The organism is Xylanibacter ruminicola Ga6B6 (assembly GCF_000687715.1).
Lineage (GTDB): Bacteria > Bacteroidota > Bacteroidia > Bacteroidales > Bacteroidaceae > Prevotella > Prevotella ruminicola_B.
In genome coordinates this window covers 21,827-38,918 of record NZ_JHXD01000026.1, presented here as the reverse complement: position 1 = coordinate 38,918, position 17,092 = coordinate 21,827, and the positions used below count along the sequence as shown (strand labels likewise).

The following is a 17,092-nucleotide window of genomic DNA, read 5'->3' as shown; positions in this document are numbered from 1 at the left end:
AACGCCAAGGAGGCTGAACACAATGCGATGGTGGCCAGTCAGAACGAGGCTAAAGCCCGGGAGGCTGCCGAAGCTGCCAAAAAGAGCGAGGAACTGAAGGATATCTTCTTGGGTAACATGAGTCACTCGCTCCGCACACCACTTAATGCCATCATTGGCTTCTCGGATTTGTTGATGACGATGGATGATAGTGCTTTGCCACCTGAGGAACGTGCCAATCTGTTGCAGTTGATTAATAAGAACGGACTGGAACTGCTGCACCTGATTAATGAACTGTTATCGTTGAGCGAGGTGGAGGGTGATACACAGTTGTTTAAGCGTGAGGTTACCGATGTGGATTACGAAATGGGACAGTATGCCTCGGAGATTCGCTTGCAACTGCAAGATGGTGTAACCCTCGAGGTGGTTGAACCTATCGATGGTTTGCGTGCGCTGGTGGATAAGAAGCTGATGCGTATTGTAACCATGCACCTGCTTGAGAATGCCATGCAGCATACCACCGAGGGTAAGATAACCCTGACTTACTACCTGAAAGAAGGCGGTATGTATGTAGAGGTAAAGGATACGGGTAAGGGACTGCCCGAGAAACTGAAACAGAATATATTCGGACTGTTGGCCGACAGAAATACATATACCCACGACGAGAATCAGGATAATCCAGGACTGGGACTGAGTGTTTGTAAGGCCATTATCGACCGATGCAGTGGAAAAATAGGTGCGCGCGATAACACAGAAGACGGCAGAGGTACTATCTTCTGGTATTGGACGCCAACGGAAATATTAAACTAGGAGGCATAGGGAAATGACACTAATCATCGTCATATTACTATTGTTAGGATACGTTGTGATAGCCACTGGCCATACAACGGGAGTAAACAAATCGGCTATTGCCATCTTTATCGGCACCGTAGGGTGGGTGGTATACATCTGTTACGGCACCGATTTTGTGATGGAGCGACATGCCCAGGATTACTGGGAGTTCTTAGCGGGGAGCTTGCCATCGAGCGAGGCCGTTAAGTACTATATATATAATAATGTATTCCTTTATTATGTGGGGCGTGCTGCCAGCATTGTGATGTTCCTGTTGGCTACCATGAGTATTGTTGAGATTCTGCATAATAACGGCTGCTTCGACTTTGTTACCAAGTGGATCAGAACCCGTAACTCTAAGCGACTTTTGTGGACCATCACACTGGCCACTTTCATTCTGTCGGCAAATCTCGACAACCTTACTACGGCTACCATGATGCTGGTAATCATGCATAGCATTGTGCAGAACCGTCGTCAGCGCATGCTGATTGGTGCTGCCATTGTGATTGCTGCCAACTGTGGTGGATGTCTTACGGTGATTGGCGATCCTACCACCTTGGTACTGTGGGGCGACGAGGCTATCACAGCCACCAACTATTCGTCGTATCTGGCCCTGCCAGCCCTTTGGGCTTGGATTGTACCTACCATACTGATTAATCGCGAACTGCCCGAACGCCTGGATACCCAGTGGGCGCCTATGCCGTTCCGTGGCGACGATACCAATCTGTTGCCTTGGCAGCGTGTGGTGATGCTGTTTGTAGGTATCGGCGGCTTGTGGTTTATCCCAACATTCCATACCATCACCAAACTGTCGCCGTTCCTTGGCGCCCTGTGTGTGCTCAGCATACTGTGGGTAGTAAACGAGGTGATGAACCGAAAGCTGAACAGTTCCGACCAGATGATGCAGCGCCTGACACCACGTTCGGTGCAGTACGGATCGTTGCAGCAGATACTGTTTGTAATGGGTATCATGCTGGCGATGGGTGTTGTCACTGAAACAGGTGTGTTTGGCGATGTGGCCGAGTGGATGGATACTACCATTCACAGCGTATGGGTACTCGGTATCGTATCAGGTTTCCTCAGCGGTATCGTTGATTCGTTTACCATTGCCATGAGCGATATCTCGCTCTATCAGATAGCCGATGCTGCCTACGTAGGTTCGTACGACGAAAACTTTATAGTAAATGGTGCCTACTGGAAGATTATCGCTTTCTGCACCGCTGTAGGTGGCTGTTTGCTTAGCGTTGGTTCGGTTAGCGGACTGGCCCTGATGAAGATGGAGCACATGCGTTTAGGCTGGTATATTAAAAACCTGACGCTGAAGGTGCTGGCAGGTATGCTGGTGGGCTTGGCTGTGCTGTGGATTGAGTTGAATTATGTATAACTAAACAATTATAGTAGTAATATGACAAAGATTAAGACAATTGGTATCCTGACGTCGGGAGGCGATGCTCCAGGAATGAATGCCGCTATCCGTGCTGTGACACGTGCCGGTATTTACAACGGTTTTAAGATTAAAGGTATATATCGTGGTTACGAAGGACTGATTCACGATGAGGTCCAGGAGTTTACCACCGAGAATGTAAGTGGCATTGTTACCCGTGGTGGTACTATCCTGAAAACAGCCCGTTCGAAGGAGTTCCCAACACCAGAGGGTATGCAGAAGGCTTACGAGACTTGTGTAAAGGAAGAGATCGACGCACTGGTAGTTATCGGTGGTAACGGTTCGCTTACCGGTGCCCGTAACTTCGGTATGGAGTTCGATTTCCCTGTAATCGGTCTGCCTGGCACTATCGATAACGACTTGTATGGAACCGACAACACCATCGGCTACGATACCACCATGAATACCATCATGGAGTGTGTTGACCGTATCCGTGATACTGCTAACTCGCACGAGCGTATTTTCTTTGTCGAGGTAATGGGACGTGATGCTGGATTCCTGGCACAGAACTGTGCGATTGCCTGCGGTGCCGAAGCTGCCATTGTGCCTGAGGAGACTACCGATGTCGACCAGCTGGCACAGTTCATGAGTCGTGGTATCCGTAAGTCAAAGAAGTCATGTATCGTGATTGTGTCGGAGAGTCCTAAGTGTGGCGCTCTGTACTATGCCGATCGTGTAAAGAAGGAGTTCCCCGAGTTCGATGTACGTGTATCTATCTTGGGACATCTGCAGCGTGGTGGTAGTCCTTCGGCCCGCGACCGCATCCTGGCATCTATCACAGGTGTTGGCGCTATCGAGGCTATCAAGCAGGGCCAGCGTAACATCATGGTAGGTGTGCGAAACAACGAGGTGGTTTACGTTCCCTTCAGTGAGTGTATCCGTACCGATAAGCGTTTTGATAAGAAACTGATTAAAGTGCTCGATGAGCTGAGCATCTAGTTTACTAGAATTACTAGAAATGCTAGAAATACTAGAGAAAATATGCCAGATATAAAGAAAATAGTATTAACAGGAGGACCTTGTGCTGGTAAGACTACCGCGTTGGTAAAAATTACCGAGTATTTCTCAGGGTTTGGCTATAAGGTGTTTAACGTGCCCGAGGTGCCTACTATCTATAGCACCGCAGGCTGGAACTACCTTACACCTAACCGTAAGTTGTACTATCAAGGCGAACGTGCCATTCTGGAAACCCAGTTGGCACTCGAAAACCAGTTTATGAAGTTGGCCGAGGTTTGTGAAGATCCCGTGCTGGTGGTGTGTGATAGAGGCGCGATGGATATCTCGGCCTATATCAAACCCGAAGAGTGGGAGGAGATAACCCACATGGCTGGTACCAATTCCGAGGCTTTGCGCGAGAGCTATGATGCTGTGCTGCACCTGGTGAGTGCGGCCGATGGCGCCGAGCAGTATTATACTACTGCCACTAACGCCACCCGTTACGAGCAGGCTAACGAAGAAGGATTGCGTATTGCCCGCGAGTTGGATAAAAAGGTGATCGAGGCTTGGACCGGTCATCCCCATCTGCGTGTGATTAACAATCACGACGATTTCGATAATAAGATTAAGCGTGTTCTTACAGAGATCTCAAAGGTTGTTGGCTTGCCACAGCCTGTGCAGGAGGAGCGTATCTTCCGCGTTGAAATCATCGGTGAGATTCCCGAGTGCTCCGAGAGCTTGATTACCCAGACCTATCTGGTGGCTGAGCCCGGTAGCGAGGTGCGCCTGCGCCGCCGCGAGTGGAGTGGGGGTAAGGTGGTTAATGTACACCGCTCGAAGAAACGCATCAGCGAAACCGAAGTGATTGAAACCGAGCGACAGGTAGATAACAACCTGTACGAGCAGATGCTGCAGCAGGCCGATCCTTATCGTGTCACCATCCACAAAAAGCGTCAGAGCTTTATCTGGAAAGGTCAGTTCTTCCAGATCGACACCTTCCAGGACCCTGTCAGCAATCTGGTAATGATGGAAACCAAAGGTATTTCGGCACAGGAAACCGTAAACTTCCCTCCGTTCGTAAAAGTGCTCGAGGATGTGACCGGAAATCCTAAATATCTGAACTATAACATCGCTTTGCGCCGATGAAAAGTCGCAAAAAATGGTGAATTTGGGAATTTTGTCGTGTAAAAGTTCGTTTGTTCGGATAATAATACTTACCTTTGCAAGCATTATAACGAAATTATAAATCTATAGTAACTTAAAAAATAAAACAGCGTATGTCACAAATTACTGGACACATTTCGCAGATTATTGGCCCTGTTATCGACGTATATTTCGATACCGAGGGCCAGGATGCCGAAAAGGTGTTGCCAAAGATTTACGATGCTCTGAAGATTGATCGTGGCGACGGGCGCGACCTGATTGTCGAGGTGCAGCAGCACATCGGCGAGGATACGGTGCGCTGCGTGGCTATGGACAATACCGACGGATTGCATCGTGGACTTGAGGCTATCCCCCTGGGCTCACCTATCGTGATGCCTGCAGGCGATCAGATTAAGGGTCGAATGCTGAACGTTATCGGTCAGCCTATCGATGGTATGAAACAACTCGATATGGAAGGCGCTTATCCTATCCACCGCGAGGCTCCAACATTCGAAGAATTATCAACCAAGAAAGAGATTCTGGCTACAGGTATTAAGGTTATCGACCTGCTGGAGCCTTACATGAAGGGTGGTAAGATCGGACTGTTTGGTGGTGCCGGTGTAGGTAAAACGGTGCTTATCATGGAGTTGATTAACAACATTGCCAAAGGTCACAACGGATTCTCGGTATTCGCTGGTGTAGGTGAGCGTACCCGTGAGGGTAACGACCTGATCCGCGAGATGATTGAGAGCGGTGTAATCCGCTATGGTGAGAAGTTCCGCGAGGCTATGGATCAGGGTAAGTGGGATTTGAGTCTTGTTGATCCTGAGGAGTTGAAGAAATCGCAGGCCACACTGGTTTACGGACAGATGAATGAGCCCCCTGGCGCACGTGCTTCGGTAGCCCTCTCTGGTCTGACTGTTGCCGAGGGATTCCGTGATGGTGGCGGTAAGGATGGCGGTGCTGCCGATATCCTGTTCTTCATCGATAATATCTTCCGTTTCACCCAGGCTGGATCTGAGGTATCAGCTCTGCTGGGACGTATGCCATCAGCTGTAGGTTATCAGCCCACACTGGCTTCTGAGATGGGATCGATGCAGGAGCGAATCACTTCTACCAAGACTGGTTCTATCACCTCAGTACAGGCTGTATATGTACCTGCCGACGACTTGACCGACCCTGCACCTGCAACCACGTTTACACACCTGGATGCTACTACCGTGCTGGATCGTAAGATTGCCGAGCTGGGTATCTATCCCGCTGTTGATCCTCTGGGTTCTACATCACGTATCCTTGATCCACTGATTGTGGGTAAGGCTCACTACGATTGTGCCCAGCGTGTAAAGGAGATTCTGCAGCGCTATAAGGAACTTCAGGATATTATTGCAATTCTGGGTATGGATGAGCTCTCTGACGAGGATAAGCTCACAGTAAACCGTGCACGTCGTGTACAGCGTTTCCTGTCGCAGCCATTCTCGGTAGCATCACAGTTCACCGGTCTGCCTGGTGTCATGGTACCTATCGAAGAGACTATCAAGGGCTTCAATGCTATTCTCGACGGCGAGGTCGACGATCTGCCTGAGCAGGCATTCCTCAATGTTGGTACTATCGAGGATGCCAAGGAGAAAGCCAAGAAACTGCTCGAAGCTGCTAAAGGCTAATTGACAATTTATAATTGAAAATTGACAATTATGTTACAGCTAAGGATAGTTTCACCCGAAAAGGTAGAGTTCGACGGACCAGTCGAGAGCGTTCTTGTGCCTGGCACAGTAGGACAGTTCGAGATTCTGACCAACCACGCGCCGATTATCTCGTCGCTGGAGAAGGGAACCGTTGTCTATACCTTGGAGTCTGGTGAGAAGAACAGGCTCGACATCTTCGGCGGCTTCGTTGAAGTGCAGAAGAATGTTGTTAGCCTTTGTGTGGAAATTAGGAGCATAGGTGACAATGGACTTTGACAAACTGAGTAAACGCTACGCACGACAGAGCATTCTGCTCACGGCAGGACTGGCTCTTCTGGGCTTGCTGGTGGCAAATGTCCGCCAGACTGACGGAATCATCGTTCCGCTGATTGTCAGTTCGCTCTTTGTGCTGGTGATGGAGCTCTCTTCTGCATTCCTGTGGCGTTGGGTGGCTGTTAAGCATTCCGATATGCTGCCATCGTTCTTTACAGGTGTGTCAGGCTTCCGCTTCCTGTTGGCGCTGGCCGTTATGTTTGTCTGGTATCTGGTTACGAACCGACAGTCAACAATCACGTTCTTCGTGGTGTTCCTGATCTTTTACTTCGTGTCCCTAATTCACCATTCCGTCTTCTTTTCGAGAGTATCAAATCGTTTGTAACGATCATAAAATGAGTTAATTAAATGAAACAATTAAAGTCAATATGTCTCTTGTTGATGGTTGCGTTTCTGCCGCTGTCGCTCTATGCTAATGAGCAGGAGGAGGAGAAACTCGACATCCCGGAAATCGTGCTTGAACACTTGGCCGATTCCTACGAGTGGCACATTGCTTCTTATCAGGGTAAGCATATTAGCATTCCGCTGCCGATTATCATTCGGAGTGCGAGCGATAATCCCGGACAAAAGTGGTTCTTCTGCACCGCTCACAGTCTGCCCGAGCAGTTCTTCTTCAGCAAGGAACATCACGGCAAGATATATGAGCGTGTGGGAGGCGAGGAGGTTCGTCCATTGGATCTGAGCATCACACGTAATGTGCTGCAGATATGGATTGTGGTTGCCCTCCTGCTGGTGGTATTCCTCTCCTGTGCCAACTGGTATAAGAAGCACGACGAGAAGAGTAATGCGCCCGGCGGATTCGTGGGAGCTGTGGAGATGCTTGTGATGATGATTCACGACGACGTCATCAAGTCGTCTATCGGCGAGAAGCACTACAAGCCCTATGCTCCTTATCTGTTGACGGTATTCTTCTTCATCCTGTTTACCAACCTTGTAGGACTGTTGCCCATCTTCCCAGGTGGTGCAAATGTAACGGGTAACATCAACATCACGTTCTTCTTGGCCTTCTGTACGTTCCTGGCTATCAACTTGTTTGGTAACAAGGAGTACTGGAAGGATATTTTCTGGCCAGATGTGCCTATCTTCCTGAAGGCTATCCCCGTGATGCCTGCTATCGAACTGTTCGGTGTGTTCACCAAGCCTTTCGCGCTGATGATCCGACTTTTCGCCAACATGATGGCAGGTCACGCAGTAATCCTTTCGTTTACCTGTGTGATTTTCCTCGGTTGGTCAATGGGTGTAGGCTATGGTCTTGGGCTTAACCTGTTCAGTATCCTCATGCTTCTGTTTATGAATGCGCTGGAGCTGCTGGTAGCCTTCGTTCAGGCGTATGTGTTCACCATGCTGAGTGCGGTATTCATCGGACTGGCTCATCAGGACCATCACGCTGAGTAAAAATGAATTTTAAAAACAACATTATTAATAATTAAAAATTAAAAGTATTATGATTTCAGCTTTATTTTTAGCCGAGGGTCTGGCTCAGCTGGGCTGCGGTATTGGTGCAGGTATTGCAGTTATTGGTGCAGGTTTGGGTATTGGTAAGATTGGTGGCAGCGCCGTTGATGCTATCGCCCGTCAGCCAGAGGCTTCTGGTAAGATTTTTACCCAGATGATTCTGACCTCTGCTTTCGTTGAGGGTTGTGCCCTCTTTGCTATTGCAGCTTGTGCATTCTTGATCAAGTAATGATTGAAGAGTTGAAGAATTCAAGAATTGAAAAATTGAAATAATATGGATTTCAGTAAACTGCCAGCAATCCTCACCCCCGATCTGGGACTTCTGTTCTGGATGCTTCTGGCGTTTGCCGTCATCTTCTTCTGTCTGGCCAAGTACGGATTCCCTGCCATTACCAATATGGTTGAGGAGCGGAAAAAGTACATCGACGAAAGTTTGCTGAAGGCTCACGAGGCCTCTGAGCGACTGGAGAACATCAAGCAGGAAGGTGAGGCTATCCTTCAAGAGGCTCGCGACCGTCAGGCGCAGATTCTCAAGGAGGCCGCCGAGACGCGCGACGCTATCGTGGAGCAGGCTCAGCAGAAGGCACGCGCCGAGGGTGCCCGACTCTTGGAAGATGCCCGTGTGGCTATCGACCAGGAGAAGAAAGCCGCCATTGCCGATATCCGTCAGCAGGTTGCCGCACTCAGTGTAGGCATCGCCGAGAAGGTTCTGAAACAGAGCCTGAAGGACGACAAGGCGCAGATGGATTTGATTGACCGTATGCTGGATGATGTTTCTACTGATAAATAAGCATTAAACGTATGGATATAGGAGTCATATCGGTAAGATACGCGCGAGCACTCCTCAAGAGTGCTGCCGACGCCAAGATAGAGCAGCAGGTGTATGCCGAGATGCAGCAGATAGCCAAGAGCTACATCGAGGTGCCACAGTTGCGCTCTACGATTGACAATCCGATGCTCTCGAAGGATAAGAAGGAGGCGCTGCTGCTCACAGCGGCAGGCAAGGAACCTTCGGCCCTGATGAAGGCCTTCGTACAGCTTGTGCTGAAGGAAGACCGCGAGAGTGTGATGCAGTTCATCGCCAATTCGTACGTCACGCTTTACCGCCAGCAGAAGAATGTCATCCGCGGACGACTCATCACCGCTGCAGCTGTATCGCCTGAAACAGAACAGAAGATGCGCCGCATGGTGGAGAGTAAGACTAATGGAACAGTAGAGTTTGAGTCGCAGGTAAACCCCGATATCATCGGTGGCTTCATCCTCGAGTACGACACCTACCGCATGGATGCCAGTGTCAAGACCAAACTCAACAGTATTCTCAATACATTAAAAAAGTAAACAACAATGTCAGATAAGATTAAACCAAGCGAAGTTTCCCAGGTGCTGCTCGACCAGCTCAAGGGAATCTCGGATGCCGAGAAGTTCGACGAGGTAGGTACCGTACTCACCGTCAGCGATGGTGTGGCACGTATCTACGGACTGCGCAACGCCGAGGCTAACGAGCTGCTGGAGTTTGAGAACGGTACCATGGCTATCGTGATGAACCTTGAGGAGGACAACGTAGGTTGTGTGCTCTTGGGCTCTACCTCAGGCATCAAGGAAGGCATGGTAGTGAAGCGTACCAAGCGTATCGCTTCTATCCGTGTAAACGACAACATGCTCGGTCGCGTTATCAATCCGCTGGGTCAGGCTATCGACGGTAAGGGTGATATCGATCTCACCGAGGCATTCGAGATGCCTCTGGATCGTAAGGCCCCTGGTGTTATCTACCGCCAGCCCGTTAAGGAACCTCTGCAGACTGGATTGAAGGCCATCGACTCGATGATTCCTATCGGTCGTGGACAGCGTGAGTTGATCATCGGCGACCGTCAGACGGGTAAGACCGCTATCGCCGTTGATACCATCATCAATCAGAAGAGTTTCTACGAGGCTGGTAAGCCTGTGTATTGTATTTATGTAGCTATCGGACAGAAGGCCAGTACCGTTGCTGCCCTCGTTTCTACGTTGCAGGAGCACGGCGCTATGCCTTACACCATCGTGGTAGCCGCTACAGCTGCCGATCCTGCCGCTATGCAGTACTATGCTCCATTTGCAGGTGCCGCTATCGGTGAGTACTTCCGCGATCGCGGTCTGCCAGCTCTGGTGGTTTACGACGACCTGTCGAAGCAGGCTGTGGCCTATCGTGAGGTATCGCTGATTCTGCGCCGTCCTTCAGGACGTGAGGCTTATCCTGGTGATGTGTTCTATCTGCACTCACGCCTTTTGGAGCGTGCTGCTAAGATGAACGAACAGCAGGAGGTTGCTGAGCAGATGAACGACCTGCCCGAGTGTATGAAGGGCCATGTGAAGGGTGGTGGTTCGCTTACCGCTCTGCCAATCATCGAGACTCAGGCCGGCGACGTATCGGCTTACATCCCAACTAACGTTATTTCGATTACCGACGGACAGATCTTCCTCGAGAGCGACCTCTTTAACCAAGGTTTCCGTCCCGCCATCAACGTAGGTATCTCGGTATCTCGTGTAGGTGGTTCGGCTCAGATCAAGAGTATGAAGAAGGTGGCTGGTACACTGAAGATCGACCAGGCTCAGTATCGTGAGCTGGAGGCCTTCTCTAAGTTCTCGAGCGATATGGATGCCGTAACAGCGATGACACTGGACCGTGGACGTAAGAACAATCAGTTGCTTATTCAGCCACAGTACAGCCCAATGCCAGTAGGTGAGCAGATTGCCATTCTGTATTGCGGTGTACATGGTCTGATGCGTGAGGTGCCCATCGCCAAGGTACGTGAGTGCCAGACATCGTTCCTCGATAAGCTGCGCTCAGCTCATCCCGAGGTTATCGAGACACTGGCCAGTGGTAAGATCGACGATGCTACCACCGCAACTATCGAGGCTGTTATGGCCGACATTGCTGGAACGTATAAAGCCTGATAGCCTATGCCTAGCCTGAAAGAAATTAAAGGCCGCATAGCCTCAGTCAATTCTACGCGAAAGATCACGTCGGCTATGAAGATGGTTGCCTCCAGCAAACTGCACCACGCACAGGTGGCTATTCAGAATATGCTGCCTTACGAGGAGTTGTTGGAGCACATCCTCAAGTCGTTCTTAGCTGCCGAAGCCGAGGCTCAGACTATCTACGATCAGGAGCGTCCCGTAAAAAGGGCTGCGCTGGTGGTGTTCTCAAGTAACTCGTCGCTTTGCGGCGGTTTCAATGCCAACATCATCAAGCAGATGACACATGCTGTGGACGAGTACACCGAAACCATAGGTCGCGATAATGTGGAGATCTATCCCATTGGTCGCAAGGTGTACGAGAAGGCACGTAAGATGGGCTTGAATGTGCAGGGCGAGTATTCGGCCCTTGCCGATCATCCCAATGTGAACGACTGCATCGAGATAGCTGTGGAGCTGGGGCGTAAGTTTGCTGCAGGCGAGATTGATAAGGTTGAACTCATCTATCACCACTTTAAGAGTGCAGGCTCGCAGGTGCTTACCCGCAAAACATTCCTGCCTATCGATGTGGAGAGTGAGTTGAAGGCCGATCATGAACGCGATCTTGAGAGTGTGATTGCCACTAAGCAGAGTCAGGAGTACCTCAAGAATAGGGGAGAGCGTAAGGATGAGAGTGGAAAGAGCGAAGAGGTTAAGCCACTTAACGATAACTTTATCGTTGAGCCCGACATGAACACCGTACTTTCGCAGCTCATGCCAAAACTGGCCCACTTGTCGCTCTATACAGCCCTGTTGGATAGCAATGCCTCCGAGCATGCAGCCCGAATGGTAGCTATGCAAACGGCCACCGATAATGCCGATGAATTGCTGCGCGAGCTCAACTTGCAATACAACAAGAGCCGACAGCAAGCCATAACATCCGAATTGCTCGATATTGTGGGTGGTTCGGTTAATAACTAACATGTAAAAGAAGTTTGCGCAACAAAAAACGCAAACTTCTTTTATTTTTATTTTAAATTATGTTAAACACTTAACTCAATATTTGAGTTTTTGCAAGATTTTTTATAATTTTGCATCCGCTTAAAAAGAGGATATTGATTTAAAATTATTTAAAAAATTAAAGTGCGACGAGTAAACTACTGTCTACTGCAACAATTGTGGTGTGTTTTATTCGTGGTTTTGGTCCAAGCATCCGCTTTGGCTCAGAAACCCGATACGCGGCTGTATAAACAGCTAGGCGATTACCCTTTTGTGTTTGTTTCCGACTCTCTGGTGTCAACACCACCGGTTATCAGCGATTCGCTTTTCGATATGATTGCACGAGGTGTACGATTCAAGGTAAACAGAACCGAACTCCCCACTAACGATCCTTTTATATCTCTGTATAACGATAGTCTGGTTCCTTGGCTTAAGGAGCACAACCTCATTCTGCGCGAGGTATTTGTAAAGGGTGCAGCTTCGCCCGAAGGTCCTTACGATAACAACCTGCGTTTGAGTCGTGAACGTACCAATCGCCTGATCGAATTCTTGAGCAGCAATATCAATCAGCCCATAGCTCATCGTCCCATCAACTCCAAGTTTGTAACCGAGGATTACGCCTATCTGGTAAAACTGATGGAGTTGGCTGATGATGCCGAATATCAGCAAGTAAAACGCATCTGGGATAGCTGCAACGGCGATGAGCGCCTGTGCAAAAGCAAACTCATGGCGCTGAATGGCGGCACCACCTGGAAGCGTTTGCTACAGGTATATTTCCCCACCTTGCGCCAGAGTCGTATGGTGCTTTGGTATATGATCAATCCCGGGTATATGCCTATTCCTCAGTGTAACTCTGTGCTTAGAGCCGATATGCTGGCTGTGCCAGGTATTGCAGCCTACCTGCCGCTAGTGTCTGATAGCATGTCAGCCAAGGCCTACAAGCGCCGCCACCTGATAGCTATCCGTACCAATCTGCTGCACGATTTCCTGTATGTGCCCCAGTTCGGTTTTGCCCCAGGTGGTAATATCCAGCTCGAGTATTATCCGTTGTCGGGTCACTATACCTTCAATGCAGGTTTCACTTTTACCAACCATCGCCATTGGGAAACGCATAAGTTCATGCAGATTCGCGATGCCCAGTTAGAGCTACGTCGTTATTTCAAGGGGCAGGGTCAGTTTATCGGTACCTACCTTTCAGCCTATGCCGAAGGTATGGTTTACGGCATCGGCTTTAGCGAAACCAAAGGCTGGGAAGGCGAGGGTGGAGGCGCAGGCCTGGGCTTGGGTCACACCTTCAAACTCAACAAACGCGGTAGTCTGCGTATGGAGCTGAGTGCCAACTTCGGTTTCTTCCTCACCCGTTACGATCCTTATGTGTGGGGTAATGGCAATGTGATTGATGGCAAGTACTACTACGACTATCATGGTAGCATCAGCGACTTTAAGAAGCGTAACCACCAGTTCCTGTGGTTCGGACCTACCAACGCGGGTATCCATCTTACTTACGACATTATTTACAGAAAGAAGAAGGAGGTTACACGATGAAACGCTTACATCTTATATATATCATGGCAGTTATGCTGGGATTCGTATCGTGTATCGAACCCCCATTAAATCTGCCCGGACAGAATCTCGCTGTTGATCTGCAGGTAGCTCAGACCGAGTTGAATCTGGTTTGGGATAACGAGGTGCAGATTGAGCACGAGTGGTATTATGGTTGGGACCTGAAAGACGACTCTATCTGGGGTGGCTTGGCTTATCCTCATCCCTCAAGCTACGAGGTGTATCGTTATTATAAAGGCGATAATCCGCTGGCCAAGCACACCGATGTGGATGTGTTCACCATCGATGCCAACCGATTCCGTCGTTACTTTAATTTCGGTTATTACGATATGCTGTTTTATAGCAATATCGACTCTAAGGATGGCACCCAGGTGCTGGTTATCAAAGAGAGTCCCGACTCGGTTATTGCCACTACTACCGGCACACGTGGCATATCGCGAAACATCCTGAATGCCAGCCGTGCCGACGAAGGCGATGCACCTCTTGGCGTACTCAATCAGCCTGAGATATTCTATGCTTGCTATTCCGAAAACGTGTATATCTCGTCCGATCTGAAGGATTACGAATACGACCCCGTCGAGAATGTTTACATCAAGCATCTCGAAGCCGAGCTCCGTCCGCTGGTATATATCTATCTGGTTCAGTTCATCCTGCTTAATAACGATGATGGACGCATCAAGGGAATCAATGGTAATGCCGCTATCTCGTCGATGGCAGCCAGCACCAACCTCTATACCGGACACACCAGCAACAAGCCTACACTGGTTTATTTCAACACCCGTTTGAAAGAGAATAGGATGGTCGAGGGTAAGATGTGCGATGTGTTTGGTGGCAAGCTAACCACCTTCGGACTTTGCGACAACGAGCCCTACACCCGTTCTGGTGCACCCTATGCAGGTACACGCAGCAATCTCAGTAATATCGTGTACTACGATCTGGTATGGAACAACGATCAGGTTATGACTTACCAGGCCGATGTAACCTCGCAGATGCAGGCCAACTCGCATGGAGGCATTATCACCATCTGGATCGACTGCTCCAAGCTAACACCCCCCGATAGTGGCGGCTCCGAAGGCGGTGGTAGTCTGTTTATCCCAACCCTTGAGGATTACGACGAGGTAGAGTGGAATATTGATATTTGATATTGGCAAAACTTTATTTATAATTATATTAAAACAAAAACAACATTTATGAAAAAAATTCTAACTTGTGCAGTATCAGCTCTGGCTCTTGCCAGCTGTAGTAGCGATTCGCTGGTTAGCGATTCACCTGCCAACACCCAGGCCCCCATCGCCTTCAACGTGGGACAAAAGAACATCACACGTTCAACAAATCTTGAGGATGCTAAGCACTACAACTTTGGTGTTTGGGCTTACAAAACTAGAACTTCTGGTGATCCCACCAGCCAGTTGGTTATGGAGAACTATCTTGTAGGTTACTCTGATGGCGCTGGTAAAGGTTATGATAATTCTAAGGTTAAAGAATCAACTTGGGAAAGTAGTGCAGGATCTGAAACAGACCATAAGTCGTCATGGTTTTACGAAGGCCTTGGTAGTTCCGAGTACAGCTATAAGGGTGATGCAAGTTTCTATAAAACATCTGAATCTGCCCGTGCCAATCAGTACCTTCGTTACTGGGACTTGGCTTATACTAATACAAATTTCTACGCTTATGCTCCTTATAAGTCATCAGGTGTATCGTTTAAAAATGGAATAATTACTGTTGAAAAGGAAGCAAATGTAGCAGGTTATGATGATCCAGCAAAGTATGATTTTATCTACGCAGGTACACAGGCTACTAATGCCGAAAAAAAGGATGTAAAACTCACCTTCAAGCACCTCGGCGCTCTCGTTAAGGTTGCCTTCCGTGAGAATGTGAACGGTTATAAAGTACAGTTGATCAACGTAAAAAAAAGTAGCTCTGATCCAAATGAAAAGTTAGGTGTTCAGGCAACATCAGCAAAAGTGAGTGGTAACACATATATACATACTGATGCAACTACACAAAAGGATGTAACATATTTAACAAGTTGTGGTGCTACTATTAATTTTGCCGATAATATTAATACACCTGAAGTTAAAGTTGTTACCACAGACGTAACTCCTTCATCAGATAACTTGATGTTTGATATTCCTACTGAAAAAAAACATGGTCTTGTAGGTTATAAGAAAGATGAAAATAGTACTGAAATTATTGTTCTTCCTGATATGTTAGATAAGAATTATGATGGCAAATATTCAGTTTCTCCTACAACATATTATGCTGTAGTACAGCCAACAGATAGCGAAACTGGTTTTACTTTCCACATTTCTTATAATTTGATTGCCGAGGATAACGGTGAGGTTGTTACTGTTCGTGATGCACGTGTGCATGTTCCAGCTGAACAGGTTCGTTGGCAGTCAAATACATCTTATACTTATAACTTTACAATCTCTCAGGTTTCATCAGGAACAACTGATCCAACTGTTACTCCAAACCTTGCTGATCCTACAGTTCCTGTTGGTACTGTTGTTCCAATTGTCTTTGATGGTGCTACTATTGAGAATTACGAGAATGCAGTTACATATTAATATAAAGAATAATATTAGCTCTACATCATGCTGGTGGGTTGGCGCACTTTTGTGTGCCAGCCTTTCGGCATGTTCTTCTGATACAACAATTCAAGATGTTGAGGAGCATCACGACGATGTTCCCATGCAGTTCAGTCAGGCTGCAATTAATTCACCTGCAACCCGTGCCGATGGCACATCGCATAACTTAGAGCAAGGCTTCCTGGTAAGCTGCTGGAAGGCTTTCGGCAAATCCAAGCAGCAGGTGGTGATGGATAAGTACGAGGTAAAATATAAGCAGGACTTATGGAATAATAGTTCACGTTGGGACTATGTTGGCACCAAGTCTACCAGCACCGATGGCTATTATCAGGACCAGTATCAGCGTTATTGGGATGCTTCTGCTTTCGCTTATCGCTTCTATGCCATTACCCCATGCCCTCCTCATGATGAGATAAATAGTTTTACACTTACAGATGAGCGATTAGTTATTCCCGAAACGGTTTCGTTTATTTCTCAGACTTGCGAGAACGGTACATGTTCTGCTGTTTCCGAACCATATAGCGTAGCACAGGTAGAGTGCCCGGATGGTTCTAACAATAATGATAAAGATTTGCTGAACAATAATACACAGATAAATAAAAGCGCTACTACGTTTACTCGTTATGTAGCCCTGCCATTCCACCATATCACCTCAAAGGTTCGCTTTGGTATATATAGTACCAATGGCGCATCCTTTAAGCTCAGTAATATCAAGATTACGGCTCAAAGCGATGAAGGCTTTATTACCGCGGCTAATGGTTATACAGCCAATCTTTCTACGGCAAATATGTTATCAGGACAGTTTAATAATACTACTAAACAAACTGAATATGTGTTACTTACCGATGGTAGTGGCACTAACGAATTCTCAAAATATAACGCATCTTCAAACCCCTATTGGTTCCAGTGCGAGAATGGTCTGCTGCAGATACCTCAGCAGGATGTTAAGTTGTTGTTATCGTTCGATATCAACGACACCCCTTATAGCGATATCCCCATCGCTGTAAAAAGTGGCGAAACTACTATCGATTCCTTCACTTGGGAGTCGAACAAGATATATACCTATCTTATTAATATCAGCGATTTAAAACCGCTCACCATCGAGTTTAGTGCCGAGTTAGCCCCTTGGACCGAAGTCACTGGTTCTATCAGCACCGATCTCGAAAAATAACTCAGAATAATAACATAAAAAAGAATACAAACAA

General features: G+C 47.9%; 17 protein-coding genes. All 17 read left to right on the top strand.

Annotation, left to right across the window (positions count from 1 at the left end):
* The coding region (locus T500_RS0112925; protein WP_028908465.1) for a sensor histidine kinase at nucleotides 1–789 on the top strand (789 nt) is incomplete at its 5' end.
* A gap of 13 nt (nucleotides 790–802) precedes the next feature.
* Complete coding sequence (locus tag T500_RS0112920; protein ID WP_028908464.1) at nucleotides 803–2,194, top strand: SLC13 family permease; 1,392 nt, start codon at nucleotides 803–805, stop codon at nucleotides 2,192–2,194.
* A gap of 21 nt (nucleotides 2,195–2,215) precedes the next feature.
* Nucleotides 2,216–3,193, top strand: a complete 978-nt coding sequence (gene pfkA / locus T500_RS0112915; protein WP_028908463.1) for a 6-phosphofructokinase — start codon at nucleotides 2,216–2,218, stop codon at nucleotides 3,191–3,193.
* A gap of 42 nt (nucleotides 3,194–3,235) precedes the next feature.
* Entirely contained in the window at nucleotides 3,236–4,336 is a 1,101-nt protein-coding gene (locus tag T500_RS0112910; protein ID WP_028908462.1) for an AAA family ATPase, read from the top strand.
* 131 nt (nucleotides 4,337–4,467) lie between these two features.
* Nucleotides 4,468–5,994 carry a F0F1 ATP synthase subunit beta gene (atpD, locus tag T500_RS0112905; protein WP_028908461.1) on the top strand — a complete coding sequence of 509 codons (1,527 nt, stop codon included), beginning with the start codon at nucleotides 4,468–4,470 and terminating at the stop codon, nucleotides 5,992–5,994.
* 30 nt (nucleotides 5,995–6,024) lie between these two features.
* Nucleotides 6,025–6,291: an ATP synthase F1 subunit epsilon gene (gene atpC / locus T500_RS0112900; protein ID WP_028908460.1), complete on the top strand. Its 267-nt coding sequence runs from the start codon at nucleotides 6,025–6,027 to the stop codon at nucleotides 6,289–6,291.
* Nucleotides 6,281–6,673: a hypothetical protein gene (locus T500_RS0112895; RefSeq protein ID WP_080694898.1), complete on the top strand. Its 393-nt coding sequence runs from the start codon at nucleotides 6,281–6,283 to the stop codon at nucleotides 6,671–6,673. The genes atpC and T500_RS0112895 overlap by 11 nt, the downstream gene beginning before the upstream one ends.
* 23 nt (nucleotides 6,674–6,696) lie before the next feature.
* Nucleotides 6,697–7,743, top strand: coding sequence for a F0F1 ATP synthase subunit A (gene atpB / locus T500_RS0112890; RefSeq protein ID WP_028908458.1), 1,047 nt, complete (start codon nucleotides 6,697–6,699; stop codon nucleotides 7,741–7,743).
* Nucleotides 7,744–7,789: 46 nt separating this feature from the next.
* On the top strand, nucleotides 7,790–8,032 hold the full coding sequence (gene atpE / locus T500_RS0112885; protein WP_028904317.1) for an ATP synthase F0 subunit C: 243 nt from the start codon (nucleotides 7,790–7,792) through the stop codon (nucleotides 8,030–8,032).
* Nucleotides 8,033–8,077: 45 nt separating this feature from the next.
* Nucleotides 8,078–8,593, top strand: a complete 516-nt coding sequence (gene atpF, locus T500_RS0112880; protein WP_028908457.1) for a F0F1 ATP synthase subunit B — start codon at nucleotides 8,078–8,080, stop codon at nucleotides 8,591–8,593.
* An 11-nt stretch (nucleotides 8,594–8,604) separates the two neighbouring features.
* A complete protein-coding gene (locus T500_RS0112875) occupies nucleotides 8,605–9,141 on the top strand; it encodes a F0F1 ATP synthase subunit delta (RefSeq protein WP_028908456.1) in 537 nt (178 codons plus the stop codon).
* A 6-nt stretch (nucleotides 9,142–9,147) separates the two neighbouring features.
* Complete coding sequence (gene atpA, locus T500_RS0112870) at nucleotides 9,148–10,734, top strand: F0F1 ATP synthase subunit alpha (RefSeq protein ID WP_028908455.1); 1,587 nt, start codon at nucleotides 9,148–9,150, stop codon at nucleotides 10,732–10,734.
* A gap of 6 nt (nucleotides 10,735–10,740) precedes the next feature.
* The gene (locus T500_RS0112865; RefSeq protein WP_028908454.1) at nucleotides 10,741–11,715 is read left to right on the top strand and encodes a F0F1 ATP synthase subunit gamma; all 975 of its coding nucleotides are present in this window, start codon (nucleotides 10,741–10,743) and stop codon (nucleotides 11,713–11,715) included.
* A gap of 237 nt (nucleotides 11,716–11,952) precedes the next feature.
* A complete protein-coding gene (locus T500_RS0112860; RefSeq protein ID WP_155267548.1) occupies nucleotides 11,953–13,278 on the top strand; it encodes a DUF3575 domain-containing protein in 1,326 nt (441 codons plus the stop codon).
* The gene (locus T500_RS0112855; RefSeq protein WP_028908452.1) at nucleotides 13,275–14,438 is read left to right on the top strand and encodes a hypothetical protein; all 1,164 of its coding nucleotides are present in this window, start codon (nucleotides 13,275–13,277) and stop codon (nucleotides 14,436–14,438) included. The genes T500_RS0112860 and T500_RS0112855 overlap by 4 nt, the downstream gene beginning before the upstream one ends.
* 48 nt (nucleotides 14,439–14,486) lie before the next feature.
* Entirely contained in the window at nucleotides 14,487–15,866 is a 1,380-nt protein-coding gene (locus T500_RS0112850; RefSeq protein ID WP_028908451.1) for a fimbrillin family protein, read from the top strand.
* Entirely contained in the window at nucleotides 15,850–17,058 is a 1,209-nt protein-coding gene (locus T500_RS0112845) for a fimbrillin family protein (RefSeq protein WP_028908450.1), read from the top strand. Before T500_RS0112850 ends, T500_RS0112845 begins: the two co-directional genes overlap by 17 nt.
* Nucleotides 17,059–17,092 lie beyond the last annotated feature (34 nt).

Excerpts from the sequence above, each read along its gene's own strand:
- T500_RS0112920 (WP_028908464.1), top strand. The coding sequence starts at position 803 with ATGACACTAATCATCGTCATATTACTATTGTTAGGATACGTTGTGATA.
- pfkA (WP_028908463.1), top strand. The coding sequence starts at position 2,216 with ATGACAAAGATTAAGACAATTGGTATCCTGACGTCGGGAGGCGATGCT.
- T500_RS0112910 (WP_028908462.1), top strand. The coding sequence starts at position 3,236 with ATGCCAGATATAAAGAAAATAGTATTAACAGGAGGACCTTGTGCTGGT.
- atpD (WP_028908461.1), top strand. The coding sequence starts at position 4,468 with ATGTCACAAATTACTGGACACATTTCGCAGATTATTGGCCCTGTTATC.
- atpC (WP_028908460.1), top strand. The coding sequence starts at position 6,025 with ATGTTACAGCTAAGGATAGTTTCACCCGAAAAGGTAGAGTTCGACGGA.
- T500_RS0112895 (WP_080694898.1), top strand. The coding sequence starts at position 6,281 with ATGGACTTTGACAAACTGAGTAAACGCTACGCACGACAGAGCATTCTG.
- atpB (WP_028908458.1), top strand. The coding sequence starts at position 6,697 with ATGAAACAATTAAAGTCAATATGTCTCTTGTTGATGGTTGCGTTTCTG.
- atpF (WP_028908457.1), top strand. The coding sequence starts at position 8,078 with ATGGATTTCAGTAAACTGCCAGCAATCCTCACCCCCGATCTGGGACTT.
- T500_RS0112875 (WP_028908456.1), top strand. The coding sequence starts at position 8,605 with ATGGATATAGGAGTCATATCGGTAAGATACGCGCGAGCACTCCTCAAG.
- atpA (WP_028908455.1), top strand. The coding sequence starts at position 9,148 with ATGTCAGATAAGATTAAACCAAGCGAAGTTTCCCAGGTGCTGCTCGAC.
- T500_RS0112865 (WP_028908454.1), top strand. The coding sequence starts at position 10,741 with ATGCCTAGCCTGAAAGAAATTAAAGGCCGCATAGCCTCAGTCAATTCT.
- T500_RS0112855 (WP_028908452.1), top strand. The coding sequence starts at position 13,275 with ATGAAACGCTTACATCTTATATATATCATGGCAGTTATGCTGGGATTC.
- T500_RS0112850 (WP_028908451.1), top strand. The coding sequence starts at position 14,487 with ATGAAAAAAATTCTAACTTGTGCAGTATCAGCTCTGGCTCTTGCCAGC.
- T500_RS0112845 (WP_028908450.1), top strand. The coding sequence starts at position 15,850 with ATGCAGTTACATATTAATATAAAGAATAATATTAGCTCTACATCATGC.